The organism is Pseudoclavibacter sp. RFBI5, from assembly GCF_002931395.1.
Lineage (GTDB): Bacteria > Actinomycetota > Actinomycetes > Actinomycetales > Microbacteriaceae > Pseudoclavibacter.
On the sequence record NZ_PSYA01000010.1, the window covers coordinates 1,315,101 to 1,331,375 of the forward strand.

Here is a 16,275-nt window from a genome sequence, read left to right on the forward strand (position 1 = left end):
TGAGGTGGTGTCACGCAGACGGGGCGTTCCGGGTCAGGGTCAGAAGAGCGACGCGACCAGGTAGACGACGAGCACGAACGCGAACGCCGTGACCGACTCGATGGTCTGCTGCACCGTCCAGGTCTTGAGCGTCGTCTTCACATCCATGCCCATGAGGCGCCCGACGAGCCAGAAGCCGGAGTCGTTGACGTGGCCGGCGAAGACCGAGCCCGCGGCGGTCGCGAGCACGATCGTGGCGACCTGGAAGTCGTTGAGGTCGGCCGCGACGACTGCGGGGGCGATGAGGCCCGCCGCGGTGACGAGGGCGACGGTCGCCGAGCCCTGGGCGACGCGGATGACGACGGCGATGACGTAGGCCGCGACGATGAGGGGCAGACCGAGGTCGCTGAGCGTGTCGGCGAGGGCGTCGCCGATGCCTGAGGCGCGCAGGACGCCGCCGAACATCCCACCGGCGCCGGTGATGAGGATCACGGAGCAGATCGGCCCGAGAGAGGAGTCGAGGATCTTCTCGAGCGCGGTGCCGTTCTCGCCGCGGCGCGTGCCGAGGACGATGCTGGCGGTGACGACGGCGATGAGGAGCGCGATGGGTGAGTTGCCGAGGAGCACTGCGGCCTGCGCCCAGAGGGCGTCCCCGTCGACGACTCCGGCGCTGGCGAGGGCCGAGATGCCGGTGTTGAGGAAGATGAGGACCATCGGCAGCAGGAGCAGCAGGATGATCGTGGAGACCTTCGGCGGGTTCTTCGGCTGGTCCTCGTCGAGGTCGCCGAAGAGGGCGGGGACGGGGAGCTGGATGCGCTTGGCGACGAACTTGCCCCACAGGTAACCGGAGACGTACCAGAGCGGGAACACGATGATGAGGCCGAGCAGGAGCACGACGCCGAGGTTGGCTTCGTAGAGCTCGGTGGCGGCGACGGGGCCGGGGTGTGGCGGGAGGAACACGTGCATGACCGAGAAGGCGGCCGCTGCGGGGATGCCGAAGAGGAGGACGTTGTTGCCCGAGACTCGGCGCGCGACGGCGAAGACGATGGGCAGCATCATGATGAGGCCGGCGTCGAAGAACATCGGGAAGCCGAGGATGAGCGAGGCGATGCCGAGCGCGAAGGGGGCTCGCTTCTCGCCGAAGACGTCGACGAGCTTGTCAGCGAGGGCTTTGGCGCCTCCGGAGTGCTCGATGAGGCGGCCGAGCATCGCGCCGAAGCCGATGAGGAGCGCGACGGTCGCGAGGGTGCTGCCGAAGCCGCCGGTGAGGGTGCTCGCGACGGCCGAGACGGGGACGCCCGCGACGAGCGCCGTGAGGAGCGAGACGATCACCAGGGTCAGGAACGCGTGGAGCCTGAAGCGGATGATGAGGATCAGGATGAGCGCGATGGCTCCTGCTGCGATGCCGAGCAGCGGTGCGGTCCCCAGTGTCTGGGTCCATTCTTCTTCCATGGTGATCTCCGTCGATTTCTGGAATTCGGACCGTGCGACCGTGCAGCGGTGCCGTGAGGGTGAGGCCGTTCGCGATCTGCGATGATTCGGAACGCGGGTTCTGGCGACACTCAGTGTGGTTCGAGCCTCGCACAATGATCATACTTATTTCAAGTTGTGATCATATCTATATCGTTGCGGTGAGCGAGGAGAGGTGCGCATGGCGCAGGCAGTGCACGGGTCGGTGCTCGACGACCTCGGCGTCCGCATCGCGGGAGGCGAGCTCGAGGCTGGCCAGGTCCTCACCCTCGCGGCCCTCGAGGAGCACTACGCGGTGTCCCGCACCGTCGTGCGCGAGGCCGTCCGCGTGCTGGAGTCCATGGGATTGCTCGTCTCGCGGAGACGAGTCGGCATCACCGTCCAGCCCACCCGCGAGTGGAACGCGCTCGACACGACGCTCATCCGCTGGCGGCTTCGAGGGAACAGCCGCAGCCAGCAGCTCGTCGCGCTCACCGAGCTCCGATCGGCGATCGAGCCGGTCGCCGCGAAACTCGCCGCCTCGCGGGCCTCGCAGCGCGAGCGGACTCGCCTGCTCGAGCTCGCCGCGCAGCTGCAGGCCCTCGGTGCCAGCGAGCGCGGCGACTCCCCCGAGTACCTGCAGGCAGACATCGAGTTCCACGACCTGATCCTGGATGCGAGCGGCAACGCGCTGCTCGCGGCCGTCAAGGAGCCGATCTCCCAGGTGCTCGCCGGCCGCGCGAACCTGGGCCTCACGCCGGCGAGGCCGCTGCACGACGCCCTGCACAACCACGTGCTCACCGCGCAGGCGATCGCGGACGGCGACCCCCTCGCCGCCGAGAGGCACTCGAAGGGCTACCTCGACACGATCCTGGGCGAGGTGCTCATCATCCACGACGCAGCCATCGGCGAGGCCCCCGAGCTCGAATCGGAGACGCCCGACACACCCTAGACGCGATGCACGCTGGGCCGTCCGGAGAGCTCCTCGACGAGGTTCTGGATGGCCCCGCTCGCCATTCTGGCGACCGCCTCGGCCGTGTGCGCCCCGCTGTGCGGCGTCGCGACGACCCTCGGGTGGCCGAGCAGCGGCGAGTCCTGCGGCGGCTCCGTCTCGTAGGCGTCGAGGCCGACCCCGAAGAGGTGCCCGGCATCGAGCGCCTCGCGGGCAGCCACCTCGTCGATGAGGCCACCGCGCGAGGTGTTGAGCAGGATGGCCCCTGGTTTCATGGCCGCGATGCGTGCGGCGTCGGCGACGTGGCGGGTGCTCTCGAGGAGCGGCACGTGCAGGCTGACGACGTCGGCTGCTCGGAAGAGCTCGTCGAGGCTGGCTGGCGCAGCTCCGGTCTCTGCGATTGCGGCTGCGGGCACGAAGGGGTCGTAGGCGAGCACGTGCATCCCGATGCCGCGGGCTCGTTCGGCGACGATCCTGCCGATCGCGCCGAAGCCGACGACCCCGAACGTGCGCCCGCCGAGCTCGATGCCGCTGCCTCGCGGCCAGCCGCCATCTGCGACCTCCGCGTGCAGCCTGGGGATCTCCCTGGCGACGGCGAAGGCGAGGCCGATCGCGAGCTCGGCGACCGCGGAGGCATTCGCCCCAGGGGTCCTGGTGACGTGGATGCCCTGCCCCGCTGCGGCCTCCAGGTCGACGTTGTTGACGCCGACCCCGTACCTGGAGATCACCCGGAGGCGGTCAGCGCCCGCGAGCGCCGCCGCGTCGTAGGCGTCGAGGCCGGCGATGACGCCGTCGATCCCGGGCAGGGCTTCAGCGAGCTCGGCGGAGGTGAGCGGGCGCCCGAGCGTGTTGAAGATCAGCTCGTCGGCCATCTCCCGCAGCGGGGCGAGCACGTCGGCGTCCGGAGTTCGGCTCAGCGAGGTGGGGGTGATCAGGATGCGCATCAGGCGTTGCCTCCAGTGAGGGACTCAGCACGCGCATCCGGTGCGGTGCTCGTGCGGTCGTAGGCGTCGAGGTACTTGGCGAAGGCGCGGTCGTAGTAGTCCCGCATGGCGGGGTTCGGGAGGACTCGCTGCGTCTCCGTGTTCCGGAACGCCGGCTGGTCCTCGCTGAGTCCGGCGGCGCGGAGCCCGAGGCGAACGGCGCCGACCACCGAGCTGTGCTGCAGCGACGACACCTCCATCTCGACCCCGAAGGCGTCTGCCGTCATCTGGGTCCAGAACGGCGAGGAGAGGACTCCGCCGGAGAGGAGGACGCGGGTCGGCATGCCGTTGATCGCGGTGAGCTCGCGGAAGCAGTGGTAGAGCGAGAGCACAACTCCCTGCAGCACGGCCTGGTACATGTCGACGCGCCCGTGCCGGGGCTCGAGGCCGACGAACCCGCCGAGCCGCTGGTCCTGCCAGCCTGGGCACCGTTCGCCGTAGAGGAAGGGCAGGAAGGTCGGCAGCTCGTCCCGTCCCTGGACGAGCTGGGGTTCGATCTCGGAGAACTGGGCGTCCGAGCCGAAGAACCTGTCCTTCGCCCAGTCGACGCAGTTCGTGCATCCGCTCGTGGCGGCGCCGCTGAGCCAGCCGAGCGGGGAGCGGTAGGCCCAGGTGCTGAGCCGCGGGGAGAGGGACGGCTCGAGGGTCGCGAACCGCATGGCGCCGCTGGTTCCCATGGAGAACGTCATGTCGCCGGGGAGCCCGGCGAGGTCGCCGACCTGGCTGAGGCCGCCATCCGGTCCGGGGACGAGGACGGGGATTCCGGGGCGGATGCCGAGGTAGGTCGCGACGTCGGCGAGCAGCGGGGCGGATTCCTCGCTGTCGTGCAGTTCGGGGAAGTCGACGCCGGCGACGCCGAGGGTCTCGAGGATCTCGAGGTCCCAGTCGGAGGTGCGGACGTTGAGCAGGCCGGTTCCCGAGGCGAGAGAGTAGCTCGTCCACGGGAGGCCGGTGAGCCTCAGGAAGTTGAAGCTCCCCTGGTCCATGACCTTGCGCCCGGCGATCTCCACGCCCTGGCGGGCCAGGTAGGCGAGCTTGAAGGCGGGGTAGCTGGCGTTCACCATGCACCCCGTGCGCTCGTAGAACCAGGTGGTGAGCTCGGCATCGCCGCGCAGTTCGGCGCAGAGCCCCTGGGCTCCCGTGAAGGGCCACTCGTAGACGGGCGTGGCCGCTTGGAGGTCCTGGGTCACGAGCCCGAGGCCGTGGTACGTGTTCGACAGCACCAGGGCGTCGACGTCGTGCCCGCGGACGGATTCACGGGCGAGGGCGATGAGCTGGGTGAAGATGCCCTCCGCGTCGCGGACGGCAGGGTCGGGCCCGGCGACTTCGAATCGCCGAGTCCGCACCTGCACCTCCTGGGTGTCGGAGTCGAAGATCAGCGTCTTCGCTGACGTGGTGCTGGACTCGAGGGCGAGGATCTTCATGGTTCTGCTCCACTCGTGGGCGTCGTTGCCGATCGGGGCCGTGCGCGGTGGCGACTCTCGGTAGGATCTCCAATAATATGATCATTGGGTTCCACTTGGGAACACAAGGCAGCCAACGGAGGTTCTCTTGCACGAAATCCTTGCTCGTCTCGCCGAGCACTCGATCGTTCCCGTGGTCTCCGCGAAGACCACCGCCGAGGGCCTCGGCATCGCGGAGGCACTCGCCGACGGTGGGCTCCCGGTCGCCGAGGTGACCTTCCGGACGAGCGCCGCCGCCTCGACGATCGCCGCTCTCGCCGCCCGCGGCGGAGTGCTCGTCGGCGCCGGAACGGTGCTCACCCCAGCACAGGTCGACATCGCCGTGGATGCGGGAGCCTCGTTCATCGTCTCCCCCGGCCTGAGCCGTGCCGTCGTCGAGCGGTGCAGGGCCCACGACATCCCGGTCCTCCCTGGCGCAACCTCCGCGACCGAGGTGCAGGCCGCCCTGGAGCTGGGCATCGAGACGGTGAAGTTCTTCCCCGCAGAGACGAATGGGGGCGCCAAGGCGATCGCCGCCCTCTCCGCGCCGTTCGGCGACGTGAGATTCGTGCCCACCGGCGGAGTGAACGCCGCGAACCTCGGCGACTACCTCGCCATCCCGGCGGTGCTCGCCGTGGGCGGCTCGTGGATGCTCCCACCGTCTGCCGTCGACCAGCAGGACTGGGCCGAGGTGACGAGACTCACCGCTGCCGCCGTCGAGCTCGCGCGCGGACTCCGCTCGGGCAACCGCGCAGAACGTCAGGCGGTCACGCTGAGCCGAGAGTCCTAGCCGCGACGAGGCGCCTCGGCCGATCGTTCAGTCGAGCGCGTCGATGCGCCAGAGACCCGCGGAGGCGTGCAGGTCGTCACCCATCTCCAGGTACCGGATGGCACGTCGCGTCGACTGGCGCGCCCTGGCTGGCACGACGCTCTCCTCGTCCTTCGCGAGGCTCGTCGCCCCCTGCGACATGACGCGGCAGAACGCGGCGGCTCGCTCGAGGGCGATGGCGAAGTCACCGGAGAAAGCGCCATGCAGGATGACGTCGGCGAGGGCGACGACCTCCTCCGGCCCGGTGGGGGTCGCGGCACCTGCGACGACGGAGCTGATGGAGCGGTCGACCTCGTAGCCTCGGCGGAAGAGGTAGCTCGCTTCGGCCGGATTGGCGCGCACGGCCTGCCGCAGCAGGTAGAGGCGCCAGAGCGCGCCTGGCAGGGAACGCGAGGTGGCACCGGCCCAGAGCTCGGCGATCTCGTCGATGCCGTTCTCGTCGGCGTAGGCCACGAGGCGCGCGACGACCGCCTGGTCGCCCTCGCCACGGGCTCGCTGCAGGAGCGCCCGGGCCGTGTCGTGCGCGACGCGGCTCACCGCTGCTGGGTCGTCGGCGCCGACGAGCGCCTCGAATGCCTGCGATGGCACGCGGACGGGCCTGTGGTGTCGTTGCGTCATGCTGCCCCTCTCGCCGACTGCGCCTTGCTGGCCCGTGCGGACCGCATCCAGTCTGCGCGTTCGGAGCCACGATTGCGAACCTGCCTCGTAGGCTGGGGGCATGGCTACTGCGCACGAGGACGATTCGCTGGTCGAGGACACGGCGGCGATGTCGTCGTACCCGGCCTACCGCCCGAAGCAGATCGCCTTCGGCGTACTGGCGGTCCTGCTGGTCGTGACGATGTTCTTCCCCTGGTGGAACTCCGAGATCCCCCTCAACCGCATCGCGCCGACCCTGAACGGCTGGCAGCTCCTGGTCGCCGGCACGGGACTGAGCCAGATGGATGAGGCGCTCGGCTACAACTGGTTCGGCACGTTCCTCTTCGGCCTCGTGCCGACGCTGCCGCTGATCGGGCTCGTCGTCGTCCTGATCCTCCGCATCTCCGGGGTCGCGGTCATCTCCGCGAAGATCCTCCAGCTCTACGCCGCCTTCGCGACACTCGGGATCCTGTTCCTCTTCGCCTTCGCGACCCTCCGCGTGGATGCTGCGAACGGCCAGTACCCGATCGCCTACGGCGCGTGGCTTGCGCTCCTGCCGAGCGTCGCGACGCTGGTGCTCGCGACGCTGTGGTGGCGGCGCGAGAAGCTCCACTACCCGACACGCAAGTGGCTCGGATTCGGACCCCAGCGCGAGAAGAAGCACGACCTGGCGGCGAACGCCGCAAGTGCTGCGATGTTCGACGACCTCGTCGACCCGGACGACGACGAAGAGATCTCGCTCGGCTCCGACACCGCCGTCGACGAGAACACGAGCCCAGGCAAGCGGCCGCGCCAGTGAGCGCCGCTGATTTCTTCGCCTCCCTGACCCTCGGGGGCGACACATCGAGCCCTCCAGGACGGCAGCTGCGGGAGGCCATCATCGACGCCGTCGAGCGAGGCGACCTGCTCGCCGGCGAGCGGCTGCCGCCGGTGCGTGCACTGGCGGAGACGCTCGGCGTCGCGCCTGGAACCGTGGCGAAGTGCTACACGGCCCTCGAGGAGCAGGGCGTCGTCGTCGGCCGCGGCCGCGCTGGCACGTTCGTGACCGCGGACGGCAGGAACGGCGATGTGCGACTGACGGCGGCCGCGAGGGCCTTCGCCGTCGAGGCGCGTGAGCTGGGGGTGAGCGACGACGAGGCGGTCGCCGCCGTGTTCGAGGCCCTGTCGATCACCGCGGATCGGCACGCGCAGCCTTGAGCCCCACTCCGCCACAGGCGGCGTCCAAGTTCGCCTGAGAGCATCCCCTCATGGGAATCGACGATCGTATTCAGAACAAGTCAGAAGACCTCGGCGGACGCGCGAAGGAGGCCGCTGGCGCGGTCACCGGAGACGAGTCGCTGAAGGCTGAGGGCCGCTCCGACCAGACAAAGGCGGGCTTCAAGGAGAAGATCGAGGACGTCAAGGACGCCGCCAAGGAGGGCCTCGACAACCTCAAGCGCAAGATCGACTAGCAGTACCCCTCGAGACGCCACGTTCCGGCCTCTCGAGCACGCAGCAAAGGGCCCCGTTCGCGGGGCCCTTTCTGGTAGTTGACGACGGTCAACCATCTGAGTATGGTTGACCGTTGTCAACTACCAGGAGGCCCCGCGTCGATGTCGTCCAGCAAGAACCCCAGATCCAGCTCCAAGCCAGCCGCTGAGCTCACCGAATCCGGAATGAGCCACCGTCAGGTACTGCAGGCCCTCTCCGGCCTCATGCTCGGCATGTTCGTGTCGATGCTCGCGTCGACCGTCGTGAGCACCTCGCTGCCGCTCATCATCAGCGACCTCAAGGGCGACCAGAGCGCGTTCACCTGGGTCGTCACGGCAACCCTGCTCGCGACCACCGTCTCCACCCCGATCTGGGGCAAGCTCGCCGACCTCACGAACCGCAAGCTCCTCCTGCAGATCGCGCTCGTCATCTTCGTCGTCAGCTCGGCGATCGCCGGCTTCGCGCAGGATCCCGCGATGCTCATCACCATGCGCGTCTTCCAGGGCCTCGGCGCCGGCGGACTCGGCGCGCTCAGCCAGATCGTCATGGCGGATATCCTCAGCCCGCGCGAGCGCGGCCGCTACGCCGGCTTCTTCGGCGCCGTCATGGCGCTGGCCACCGTCGGCGGCCCCCTCCTCGGCGGCGTCATCACCGACGCCTTCGGGTGGCGCTGGAACTTCTTCGTCGGCCTCCCCTTCGCAGTGATCGCGCTCATCCTGCTGCAGGTCACCCTGCACCTGCCGAAGCCGAAGAAGCGCAAGGTGAGCATCGACTACTACGGCATCGTGCTCATCTCGAGCGGTGTGTCCCTGCTCCTCATCTGGGTGACCCTCGCGGGCACGCAGTTCGAGTGGAACTCCCTGCCCTCGTACCTCATGGTCGGCGGCGGCGTCCTCCTCCTGGTCATCGCGATCCTCGTCGAGCTCCGCGTCAAGGAGCCGCTCATCCCGCTCACGCTCTTCCGCGACCGCACGTTCACGCTCGCCGTCATCGCGAGCGTCTCCGTCGGCGTCGCCATGTTCGGCACGAGCGTCTTCCTGAGCCAGTACATGCAGCTCGCTCGCGGTGCGACCCCGACCGAGTCCGGCATCCTCACGATCCCGATGATGGCGGGTCTCCTCGTCGCGTCCACCATCGTGGGCAACCTCATCAGCCGCCGCGGCAAGTGGAAGGCGTTCGTCGTCACGGGCAGCGCGCTCATGGTCGTCGGGCTCTTCCTGCTCAGCCGCCTCCACTACGACACGCCATACCTGTACGTGGGCGTCTCGATGTTCGCGCTCGGCGCCGGCGTCGGCATGGTCATGCAGAACCTGGTCCTCGTCGTCCAGAACAAGGCAGAGGTCAAGAACATGGGCGTCGCGACGAGCGCCGTCACCTTCTTCCGCAGCCTGGGCGGCACGATCGGCGTCTCCGTCATGGGCTCGATCCTGGGAACCGTCGTGGCAGACACGATCTCCACGAGCGTCCGTGCTCTGCCGCCGGAGCAGCAGGCCGCAGCAGCGCAGTCGCTCGCGGGTGGCAGCATCCCGCAGCTCGCGACGCTGCCCGACTGGCTGCGGGTCCTCGTCGAGGACGCCTACGGGACCTCGGTCGGCGCGATCTTCCTGGCAGCCCTGCCGCTCGCGATCGTCACGCTCATCGCCGTCTCCTTCCTGCCGAACGCCCAGCTCGGCACGCAGAACGCCGTGCAGCGAGCCAAGGGCGAGGAGACCTCCCCTTCCGGCAGCGAGGCGGACGCGTCGCCGCAGACCCGCGAGAAGGCCGCGGAGTCGACCTCCGAGGATCTCGTCGAGGTCGCTGAGGCGATGGTCGGCATCCCGCGCACCGGCGCCATCCCGATCCTCGGGGACTCGGGACGGCAGGCAGACCGCACCTAGGATGGCCATCATGCCTGAGTCACCCGACGACGCCGACTTCGCCGAGGCGATCGCCTCGGTGGAGTCGGAGCTCGGCACGTTCTACCGGCGCGTTCGCACCACGTGGAGCGAGTCCGCGGTCGCCGTGCATCCTTCGCTGCAGCCCATCGGCTACAAGATCCTCTCGGCGCTCGTGCAGCACGAGACCGCGCACGTCGGCACCCTCGGCGAGCAGCTCGCGATCGACAAGAGCGTCATGAGCCGCCAGGTTCGGATGCTCGAGGAGTTCGAGCTGCTCACCGTCGGGGCGGACCCGAACGACGGGCGCGCGCGCATCCTCACCCCAACCGCCTTCGCGGTCGAGCGGGTCACCGAGGTGCGGGCCCGCAACCGGCACCGGCTGCACGCCGTGCTGCGCGACTGGACGCCGGACGAGCTGCGCGTGTTCTCCGGGCTTCTTGGCCGGTTCGGCGCCGTGGCCGAGGCCGTGAACCCCGAACGCTGATCTGACGCTTCCCGCCTCGAACGACGAAACCGCCGCCCTCGAACGAGGGCGGCGGTTTCGTGTCTCTGCGGAGCGGGAGGCTACTGGGTGTCGAACCGTGCGCCCTCTGGACGCGAGTCGCCGATCAGGAACACGAGCATGATGATCGGACCGGCCAGCGGCACGAGCAGGATCAGCCACCACCAGCCGGAGCGGTTCGTGTCGTGCAGGCGGCGGAAGAGCAGGGCGAGGCCAGGGATGAGGATCGCGAGACCCCAGATCGACTGGATGACCGTGACAACGGGGTTGCCGAGGGTCGCCGCCGAGAATCCCTCTGTGGTGTCGACCGAGGTCGTGCCGGTGAGCGAGCCGATGAGGAAGAACACGGCGTTGACGATGACGCCGAAGAGCCACCACCACCAGTACTCGCTGCGGCTCGCGCGGCCGGAGAAGACGGCGTACTTCTTGAAGAAGCGCTTCACCGCCTGCCCGAAGCTGGCTCCGTAGAGCGGTGGGTAGAGCGGGGCGTCGAGCTGAGGGGTAGACATCACGGACTCCAATCAGGCACTGCCGATACATAGGAACTTCACTGAGCGTAGCGGCGGAGCGATGAACGCCAGGTTTCGATTTGGCAAAGCCCGGAATCAGCTTCATACAACGAATCAGAATGCAATACTCCGAGCACACCCAAGTGGGGCTGGGAGACTCAGAAAATTACGCACGCCCGCGACCGTCTGGGGGAACGATGGATCAGCTTCACTACGCAGGTGGTGTCTACTTCACGAGCACGAAGATCGCGCGAGAGCTCGTGGGATACGCGGCGGCTCTCGCCGAGGTGCACCAGGCCGGCATCGTCGAGATCCCCGTGCGGCACGCGGACGGCACCTCGAACATGCTCTCCGTGCTCGTCGGTCCGTCGAGCCAGATCGCCACCGAGACGGTCGACACCGAGGTCCCGGAGTTCGACGACAGCCAGGCCCTCGCCACCTTCACGAAGCTGCGCGCCGAGCTCGAGAACAAGAGCTACGCGCCAGAGGGGCTCGTCGAGGAAGGCTCCTCGAACGACCCGCGCGTGCCCCATCCGGATTGGCTCGACGAACTCTGATCGGGCGCCCTGGCCACAGGTCGGCGCTCTGCGAGTGATAATGGACGGCGCACACCATGTGCCAGTGACAAGAAAGCAGGATCCAGCGTGGGGAAGTTCATCTACAACTCCGAGGTCACCGTCGACTTCGAGGACCGCCTGCTGGCACACCTCCAGCTCGCGATCGGCACGAAGCTGCGCCGCGGAGAGTCGTTCTTCTTCAGCTGGAAGGACAACAACGCCGGCGGGGACGGGCGGAGCACCGTATGGATGCACCCGGCCGTGCCCATCCGCTTCAAGTTCCTCGGCAGCAGGCAGGTGCACATCAACCGCTCGTGGGTCGAGGCGCTCGTGCAGGGCGCCAACTCGCAGGCGGGCCTCGCCGTCATCGCCGAACCCGCAGAGAGGACCTCATGAACATGAGCACGTCAACCAGGATCGAGCTGCTCTACCAGGGTGAGACGTTCTCGAAGCTCGTCGCCGACGTCGACGCCTTCCGCGAGGACATCCTCGCCCGAGTGGCCGCCGGCGAATGGTTCTGGGTGCGCGGCGACCGCGGCGAGGGACGCCTCGAGCCCGCGAACCTGCTGGTCGGCCCCGGGGTCGGCATCGTGGTCGTGGAGCCGTACCCGGGCGACTGACCCGTCAGCGGCACGAAGCCGCCGACGCATGCACGGAGGCCGAGGACTGTCAAGAGTCGCACGCTCCTCCGCTTGTCCTGGTTATGTGGATAAGTGGCATCCCTCAGCACTTCAGAACCCCTCGGCGACACGAGCCGAACCATCCGGGTTGCGAGCGTCCCCTCGGGACACGTCTACGTCAGGCACATCGCTCCCGTCTCCTCCGCGCCCTCCTCACATCGGGTGGTCCGCCTTGCAGACCCGCACCCTGATGGGTCCGGCCGAGCCGCCACGGATCGCTGGTGGCCACCGGTCATGCTCGACTCGAACTGGATCGACGAGCACGCCGCGGAGTTCGACGTGTTCCACGTGCACTTCGGCTTCGACGCCCTCTCCCCCGCCTCCCTCCGGTCGATCGTGGAGGCCCTGCTCAGGCACGGCAAGCCGCTCGTCTACACGGTGCACGACCTCACGAACCCGCACCACGACACCCCGGACGCGCACACCGCCCACCTGGACATCCTGATCCCGGCCGCGGATGGGCTCATCACGCTCACGGCAGGCGCCGCCGATGAGATCGAGCGCCGCTGGGGGCGCCGCCCGGTCGTCGTGCCGCACCCGCACATCGTGGAGCCGGACGAAGCGAAGGCCGCCATCGACGGGCGCGCCGCATCCGCCGGACGGTTCCGCGTCGGCGTGCACGCGAAGAGCCTGCGCGCGAGCCTGGATCCGCTGCCCGTCATCGAGGCGCTCGTCGACCTCAGCGCGCGGGAGGAGACCCTCGACGTGCTCGTCAACGGGCACCGCGAGCTCCTCGACCCCACCGGCGCGAAGTTCGAGCCCGAGCTCTCGGCCCGGCTCCGCGAGCTCGCCGACGCTGGGCGCATCGAGCTGCGCATCCACGACTACCTGAGCGACACAGAGCTGTGGCACTACCTGGCGTCGCTCGACGCCTCGGTGCTCCCCTATCGCTTCGGCACGCATTCCGGCTGGATGGAGGCATGCCGAGACCTCGGCACGGCCGTCATCGCGCCCGACGTGGGCTACTTCGCCGACCAGGGGCCCGTCTTCGAGTACCACCGAGACCCCACCGGGGCCCTCGACGTCGGCTCGCTACAGGCCGCGGTGCTCGCAGCAGCCCGCGCGCAGACTCGACGCCCCGACCCCGAGGCGCGTGCCGCCGAACGCAGCCGGATCGCGGCCGCGCACCACGACGTGTACACGTCCGTCCTGAGCCTGGAGCGTGTAGCGAGTTGAGAATCTGTGTCATCGGCCCCTCCCGCTTCCCCATCAGCGAGCCCTTCGCCGGCGGGCTCGAGTCGCACACCCATGCCCTGATCCTGGCGCTCAAGCGTCGCGGCCACCAGGTGACGCTCTTCGCGGCCCCCGGCTCGGACCCCGCCCTGGGCGTCGAGCACCTCGCCGTCGAGAGCTTCACGATGAGCGAGACGGCACGCCAGGACGTGGGCGCGATGCCCGTGGAGTGGATGCACGAGCACCACGCCTACCTGGCGCTCATGCTCGACCTCGCCCAGACCGCGACGGCGCGCTTCGACGCGGTGCTCAACGTCAGCATCCACCACCTTCCCGTCGCCATGTCCGGTCTGCTCGGGGTGCCCTTCTTCACGACGCTGCACACACCGCCCGTCGGGTGGATCGAGTCGGCCGTCCGCATCAGCGGGTCCACCGGGACCTTCATCGCCGTCAGCTCGCACATGCGGGACGCCTGGGCCGGGAGCGTCGAGAGCACCGTGATCCTCAACGGCGTCGACACCGACCATCTCCTGCCTGGGCCGGGCGGCGGCGCCGCGTTCTGGTCCGGTCGCATCGTGCCGGAGAAGGGACTGGATCTGGCGATCGCGGCCGCCGAGCTCGCGCAGGTCGACCTCGACATCGCCGGGCCGATCTTCGACCCCGAGTACTTCGAGCGCAGCATCCGCCCCCGACTCGGTGGGCGCATCCGGTACCTCGGGCACCTCGAGCAGGCCACCCTCTTCGAGCATCTCGGGCGGGCGAGCGTGACGCTCGTGACGCCGAGGTGGGACGAGCCGTACGGCCTCGTCGCGGCCGAGTCGCTCGCCGCCGGCACGCCCGTCGCCGCCTTCGATCGGGGCGCGCTGCCGCAGATCATCGACGAGCGAAGCGGCAGGCTCGCGGCCCGCGACGACGTGCCGGCTCTCGCCGCCGCGCTGCTCGAGGCCGCGAGGCTGCCCCGCGAGGGTGCGCGGGAGCGCGCGGTCGCCTTCTGCTCCCTCGAGCGGATGGTCGACGAGTACGAGGCGCTGCTCGGCGGCGCACAGAGTGAGAGGCAGGAAGCGGCATGAGCGACACAGGCTCGTCCGAGACGGGAAGCATCGGCTACTACGTGCACCACCGAGGCGGCGGGCACGCGCGGCGTGCGCTCGCCATCGCACGCGAGTGCACGACCCCGGTGACGGGGCTCTCGACGCTGCCGAAACCCGAGGCCTGGCTCGGCCCCTGGATCCGGCTCGAGCGCGACGATCTCGCTGTCTCGCCGCTCGAGCCCACGGCGAACGGCGCACTGCACTGGGCCCCCGTCGATGACGAGGGCATGCGGCGGCGCATGGCTCGCATCTCCGCCTGGATCGCCGACGCCGCGCCCACCCTCTTCGTCTCCGACGTGTCGGTGGAGGTCGCGGCACTCGCCCGCCTGCACGGCGTCCCCGTGGTCTCGGTGGCGCTGCCAGGCGTGCGCACCGACGCGCCGCACACCCTCGGATTCGGGCTGTCGGATGCCGTCCTCGCCGCCTGGCCCGCGAGCGCGGAGGGCATGCTGCCCGGCGCATCCGCTCGGGTGCTGGCTCGCCTGTACGCGGTCGGCGCGATCTCCGCAGCCGAGCGCTCGACGGGCCGCGGGCCCGGCCCCATCACGCGAGTCCTGGTGCTCGCGGGAAGCGGCGGCGGCGGCATGAGCTCCGCGCAGATCCGTGAGGCCAAGCGGCAGACGCCCGGCGTCGAATGGGACGAGATCGGCACGACTCCCGGGAACCGGGTCGCCGACCCCGGCCCGCGCATCCGCGAAGCCTCGCTTGTCCTCACGCACGCGGGGCAGGGCGCGATCGCCGACGTCGCCGCCGCCCAGGTTCCCGCCGTCGTCGTCCCGCAGGATCGACCGCACGACGAGCAGGGGGCCGCAGCCAGGGTCCTCGCTGCCACCCCCGGCCTGCCCGTCATCGTCACGAACAGCTTCGAGCGCGACGACTGGGCCGCACTGCTCGACGAGGCGGCACGTCTCGACGGACGCAACTGGGCGAGCTGGAACGACGGGGCCGGCGCGCTGCGCGCCGCGGCCCTGCTCGACCGGATGGCGAGCAGATGAGAACCGCGGTGATCACGATCGCGCACGGGAGGCACTCGCACCTCAGGGCGCTGCGGGCCGGCCTGCTCCGCCAGTCCCACCCCGCGGACGACACGGTCGTGGTGGCCATGGACGATCCCGAGCTGGGACGGCTCGCCGCCGCCGATCGCCTCGCCGGCATCGTCGTGGATGTCGCCGCTGACACGAGCGCCCTCCCGCTCGCCGCCGCCCGCAACGAGGGCGCTCGAGTCGCCCTGGCGCGCGGCGCCGAGCTGCTGATCTTCCTCGACGTCGACTGCATCCCCGGCCGTGGTCTCGTCGCCTCGTATCACGCTGCTGCGGCTGATGCGCGCTGGTCTGGGGCACTGCTGAGCGGGCCGGTCACCTACCTCGAGCAGCCGGGACCTGTCGGCTACGACGGCGAGCGCATCGAGCTGCTCGATGCCCCGCACCCGGCCCGGCCCGCCCCGTCTCCAGGAGCGGTGGTCGGTGGCGAGGACAGGAACCTGTTCTGGTCGCTGTCGTTCGCAACGACCGCAGCGACCTGGCAGCGGATCGGCGGGTTCTTCGAGGGGTACGACGGGTACGGCGGGGAGGACACCGACTTCGCGCGACTGGCGGAAGACGCCGGGGTTGGGCTCGCCTGGGTGGGTGGCGCCCGCGCCTACCACCAGTGGCATCCGACGTCCTCGCCTCCCGTGCAGCACGTCGCCGACATCGCGCGCAACGCGAACGTGTTCCGCGAGCGCTGGGGCGAGTGGCCCATGGTCGGCTGGCTGCAGGCGTTCCGCGAGCGCGGCCTCATCGTGGGCGGCGTCGGCGATGAGGTCTGCGCGGTGGCCGCGGGCTCTTAGGCTGGAAGCCTCGTCCTCTCCCCCGAAACCTCTGGAGCACGCGTGAGCTACTTCGCCTTCCTCGCCATCGGCCTTCTCCTGGGGGTGCTGGCCAAGCGCTTCCTGCCCACCCGCAGGCGCGACGACTGGATCGCGCCGCTCTTCGTGGGCGCGCTCGGCGCGCTCTTCGGCGGCTGGCTCAGCAGCGTCCTGTTCTGGAGCAGCACCAGCGACCCGTTCTCGCTGCCGAACTGGACCTCGGCGATCGTGGGCGCCGTCGTCTCCCTCGCGGTCTACCTCGTGATCGTTCGGATCACGGCGCCCCGCAACGATTGAGCG

20 protein-coding genes are annotated in these 16,275 nt (G+C 69.6%); 15 read left to right on the plus strand and 5 right to left on the minus strand.

Translation table 11 applies throughout. The features are described from left to right. Window positions 1-39 precede the first annotated feature (39 nt). A complete protein-coding gene (locus tag C5E06_RS13035; RefSeq protein WP_104307092.1) occupies window positions 40-1,431 on the minus strand; it encodes a GntP family permease in 1,392 nt (463 codons plus the stop codon). Window positions 1,432-1,630: 199 nt separating this feature from the next. Between C5E06_RS13035 and C5E06_RS13040 the strand changes: the two genes are divergently transcribed. After that, window positions 1,631-2,380: a FadR/GntR family transcriptional regulator gene (locus tag C5E06_RS13040; RefSeq protein WP_104307093.1), complete on the plus strand. Its 750-nt coding sequence runs from the start codon at window positions 1,631-1,633 to the stop codon at window positions 2,378-2,380. On the opposite strand, the gene C5E06_RS13045 is transcribed toward C5E06_RS13040, so the two are convergent. Together C5E06_RS13045 and C5E06_RS13050 are read right to left on the minus strand one after the other, a co-directional pair. Next, a complete protein-coding gene (locus C5E06_RS13045; RefSeq protein WP_104307094.1) occupies window positions 2,377-3,324 on the minus strand; it encodes a phosphoglycerate dehydrogenase in 948 nt (315 codons plus the stop codon). The two genes, C5E06_RS13040 and C5E06_RS13045, sit on opposite strands and share 4 nt — an antisense overlap. Further along, window positions 3,324-4,787 carry a gluconokinase gene (locus tag C5E06_RS13050; RefSeq protein ID WP_104307095.1) on the minus strand — a complete coding sequence of 488 codons (1,464 nt, stop codon included), beginning with the start codon at window positions 4,785-4,787 and terminating at the stop codon, window positions 3,324-3,326. Before C5E06_RS13050 ends, C5E06_RS13045 begins: the two co-directional genes overlap by 1 nt. Window positions 4,788-4,914: 127 nt before the next feature. Between C5E06_RS13050 and eda the strand changes: the two genes are divergently transcribed. Then, window positions 4,915-5,595, plus strand: coding sequence for a bifunctional 4-hydroxy-2-oxoglutarate aldolase/2-dehydro-3-deoxy-phosphogluconate aldolase (gene eda, locus C5E06_RS13055; RefSeq protein WP_104242330.1), 681 nt, complete (start codon window positions 4,915-4,917; stop codon window positions 5,593-5,595). 27 nt (window positions 5,596-5,622) lie between these two features. On the opposite strand, the gene C5E06_RS13060 is transcribed toward eda, so the two are convergent. Continuing rightward, window positions 5,623-6,252 (minus strand): DNA-directed RNA polymerase subunit beta, encoded by a 630-nt coding sequence (locus C5E06_RS13060; protein WP_068495464.1) that lies wholly within the window; start codon window positions 6,250-6,252, stop codon window positions 5,623-5,625. 100 nt (window positions 6,253-6,352) lie between these two features. Between C5E06_RS13060 and C5E06_RS13065 the strand changes: the two genes are divergently transcribed. From C5E06_RS13065 to C5E06_RS13085, 5 genes are all read left to right on the plus strand, one after another. Continuing rightward, window positions 6,353-7,069: a hypothetical protein gene (locus C5E06_RS13065; protein ID WP_104242332.1), complete on the plus strand. Its 717-nt coding sequence runs from the start codon at window positions 6,353-6,355 to the stop codon at window positions 7,067-7,069. Next, window positions 7,066-7,467, plus strand: a complete 402-nt coding sequence (locus tag C5E06_RS13070) for a GntR family transcriptional regulator (RefSeq protein ID WP_181059389.1) — start codon at window positions 7,066-7,068, stop codon at window positions 7,465-7,467. Before C5E06_RS13065 ends, C5E06_RS13070 begins: the two co-directional genes overlap by 4 nt. A gap of 50 nt (window positions 7,468-7,517) precedes the next feature. Then, the gene (locus tag C5E06_RS13075) at window positions 7,518-7,721 is read left to right on the plus strand and encodes a CsbD family protein (protein ID WP_104242336.1); all 204 of its coding nucleotides are present in this window, start codon (window positions 7,518-7,520) and stop codon (window positions 7,719-7,721) included. A 204-nt stretch (window positions 7,722-7,925) separates the two neighbouring features. After that, window positions 7,926-9,617, plus strand: a complete 1,692-nt coding sequence (locus tag C5E06_RS13080; protein ID WP_104242782.1) for an MDR family MFS transporter — start codon at window positions 7,926-7,928, stop codon at window positions 9,615-9,617. Window positions 9,618-9,627: 10 nt separating this feature from the next. Next, entirely contained in the window at window positions 9,628-10,101 is a 474-nt protein-coding gene (locus C5E06_RS13085) for a MarR family winged helix-turn-helix transcriptional regulator (RefSeq protein WP_181057920.1), read from the plus strand. A gap of 80 nt (window positions 10,102-10,181) precedes the next feature. On the opposite strand, the gene C5E06_RS13090 is transcribed toward C5E06_RS13085, so the two are convergent. After that, on the minus strand, window positions 10,182-10,628 hold the full coding sequence (locus C5E06_RS13090) for a DUF805 domain-containing protein (protein ID WP_104242340.1): 447 nt from the start codon (window positions 10,626-10,628) through the stop codon (window positions 10,182-10,184). Between the two features lie 197 nt (window positions 10,629-10,825). Here C5E06_RS13090 and C5E06_RS13095 point away from each other — a divergent pair, with 197 nt between their 5' ends. The 8 genes from C5E06_RS13095 to C5E06_RS13130 all read left to right on the plus strand — a co-directional run bounded on the left by C5E06_RS13095 (window position 10,826) and on the right by C5E06_RS13130 (window position 16,272). After that, window positions 10,826-11,185, plus strand: a complete 360-nt coding sequence (locus C5E06_RS13095) for a hypothetical protein (protein WP_104242342.1) — start codon at window positions 10,826-10,828, stop codon at window positions 11,183-11,185. An 87-nt stretch (window positions 11,186-11,272) separates the two neighbouring features. Beyond that, window positions 11,273-11,581, plus strand: a complete 309-nt coding sequence (locus C5E06_RS13100) for an ATP-dependent DNA ligase (protein ID WP_104242344.1) — start codon at window positions 11,273-11,275, stop codon at window positions 11,579-11,581. A 2-nt stretch (window positions 11,582-11,583) separates the two neighbouring features. Beyond that, on the plus strand, window positions 11,584-11,805 hold the full coding sequence (locus C5E06_RS13105; RefSeq protein ID WP_104242346.1) for a hypothetical protein: 222 nt from the start codon (window positions 11,584-11,586) through the stop codon (window positions 11,803-11,805). A 93-nt stretch (window positions 11,806-11,898) separates the two neighbouring features. After that, window positions 11,899-13,041: a glycosyltransferase gene (locus tag C5E06_RS13110; RefSeq protein ID WP_104307096.1), complete on the plus strand. Its 1,143-nt coding sequence runs from the start codon at window positions 11,899-11,901 to the stop codon at window positions 13,039-13,041. After that, on the plus strand, window positions 13,038-14,108 hold the full coding sequence (locus tag C5E06_RS13115) for a glycosyltransferase (protein WP_104307097.1): 1,071 nt from the start codon (window positions 13,038-13,040) through the stop codon (window positions 14,106-14,108). The genes C5E06_RS13110 and C5E06_RS13115 overlap by 4 nt, the downstream gene beginning before the upstream one ends. Then, window positions 14,105-15,124, plus strand: a complete 1,020-nt coding sequence (locus tag C5E06_RS13120) for a glycosyltransferase (RefSeq protein ID WP_104307098.1) — start codon at window positions 14,105-14,107, stop codon at window positions 15,122-15,124. The genes C5E06_RS13115 and C5E06_RS13120 overlap by 4 nt, the downstream gene beginning before the upstream one ends. Next, on the plus strand, window positions 15,121-15,957 hold the full coding sequence (locus C5E06_RS13125) for a glycosyltransferase family 2 protein (RefSeq protein WP_104242354.1): 837 nt from the start codon (window positions 15,121-15,123) through the stop codon (window positions 15,955-15,957). The genes C5E06_RS13120 and C5E06_RS13125 overlap by 4 nt, the downstream gene beginning before the upstream one ends. A 42-nt stretch (window positions 15,958-15,999) precedes the next feature. Next, window positions 16,000-16,272, plus strand: a complete 273-nt coding sequence (locus C5E06_RS13130) for a GlsB/YeaQ/YmgE family stress response membrane protein (protein ID WP_104242356.1) — start codon at window positions 16,000-16,002, stop codon at window positions 16,270-16,272. Window positions 16,273-16,275 lie beyond the last annotated feature (3 nt).

Coding starts and splice junctions, on each gene's coding strand:
- C5E06_RS13035 (WP_104307092.1), bottom strand. CDS start 1,431: ATGGAAGAAGAATGGACCCAGACACTGGGGACCGCACCGCTGCTCGGC.
- C5E06_RS13040 (WP_104307093.1), top strand. CDS start 1,631: ATGGCGCAGGCAGTGCACGGGTCGGTGCTCGACGACCTCGGCGTCCGC.
- C5E06_RS13045 (WP_104307094.1), bottom strand. CDS start 3,324: ATGCGCATCCTGATCACCCCCACCTCGCTGAGCCGAACTCCGGACGCC.
- C5E06_RS13050 (WP_104307095.1), bottom strand. CDS start 4,787: ATGAAGATCCTCGCCCTCGAGTCCAGCACCACGTCAGCGAAGACGCTG.
- C5E06_RS13060 (WP_068495464.1), bottom strand. CDS start 6,252: ATGACGCAACGACACCACAGGCCCGTCCGCGTGCCATCGCAGGCATTC.
- C5E06_RS13065 (WP_104242332.1), top strand. CDS start 6,353: ATGGCTACTGCGCACGAGGACGATTCGCTGGTCGAGGACACGGCGGCG.
- C5E06_RS13075 (WP_104242336.1), top strand. CDS start 7,518: ATGGGAATCGACGATCGTATTCAGAACAAGTCAGAAGACCTCGGCGGA.
- C5E06_RS13080 (WP_104242782.1), top strand. CDS start 7,926: ATGAGCCACCGTCAGGTACTGCAGGCCCTCTCCGGCCTCATGCTCGGC.
- C5E06_RS13085 (WP_181057920.1), top strand. CDS start 9,628: ATGCCTGAGTCACCCGACGACGCCGACTTCGCCGAGGCGATCGCCTCG.
- C5E06_RS13090 (WP_104242340.1), bottom strand. CDS start 10,628: ATGTCTACCCCTCAGCTCGACGCCCCGCTCTACCCACCGCTCTACGGA.
- C5E06_RS13095 (WP_104242342.1), top strand. CDS start 10,826: ATGGATCAGCTTCACTACGCAGGTGGTGTCTACTTCACGAGCACGAAG.
- C5E06_RS13105 (WP_104242346.1), top strand. CDS start 11,584: ATGAGCACGTCAACCAGGATCGAGCTGCTCTACCAGGGTGAGACGTTC.
- C5E06_RS13120 (WP_104307098.1), top strand. CDS start 14,105: ATGAGCGACACAGGCTCGTCCGAGACGGGAAGCATCGGCTACTACGTG.
- C5E06_RS13125 (WP_104242354.1), top strand. CDS start 15,121: ATGAGAACCGCGGTGATCACGATCGCGCACGGGAGGCACTCGCACCTC.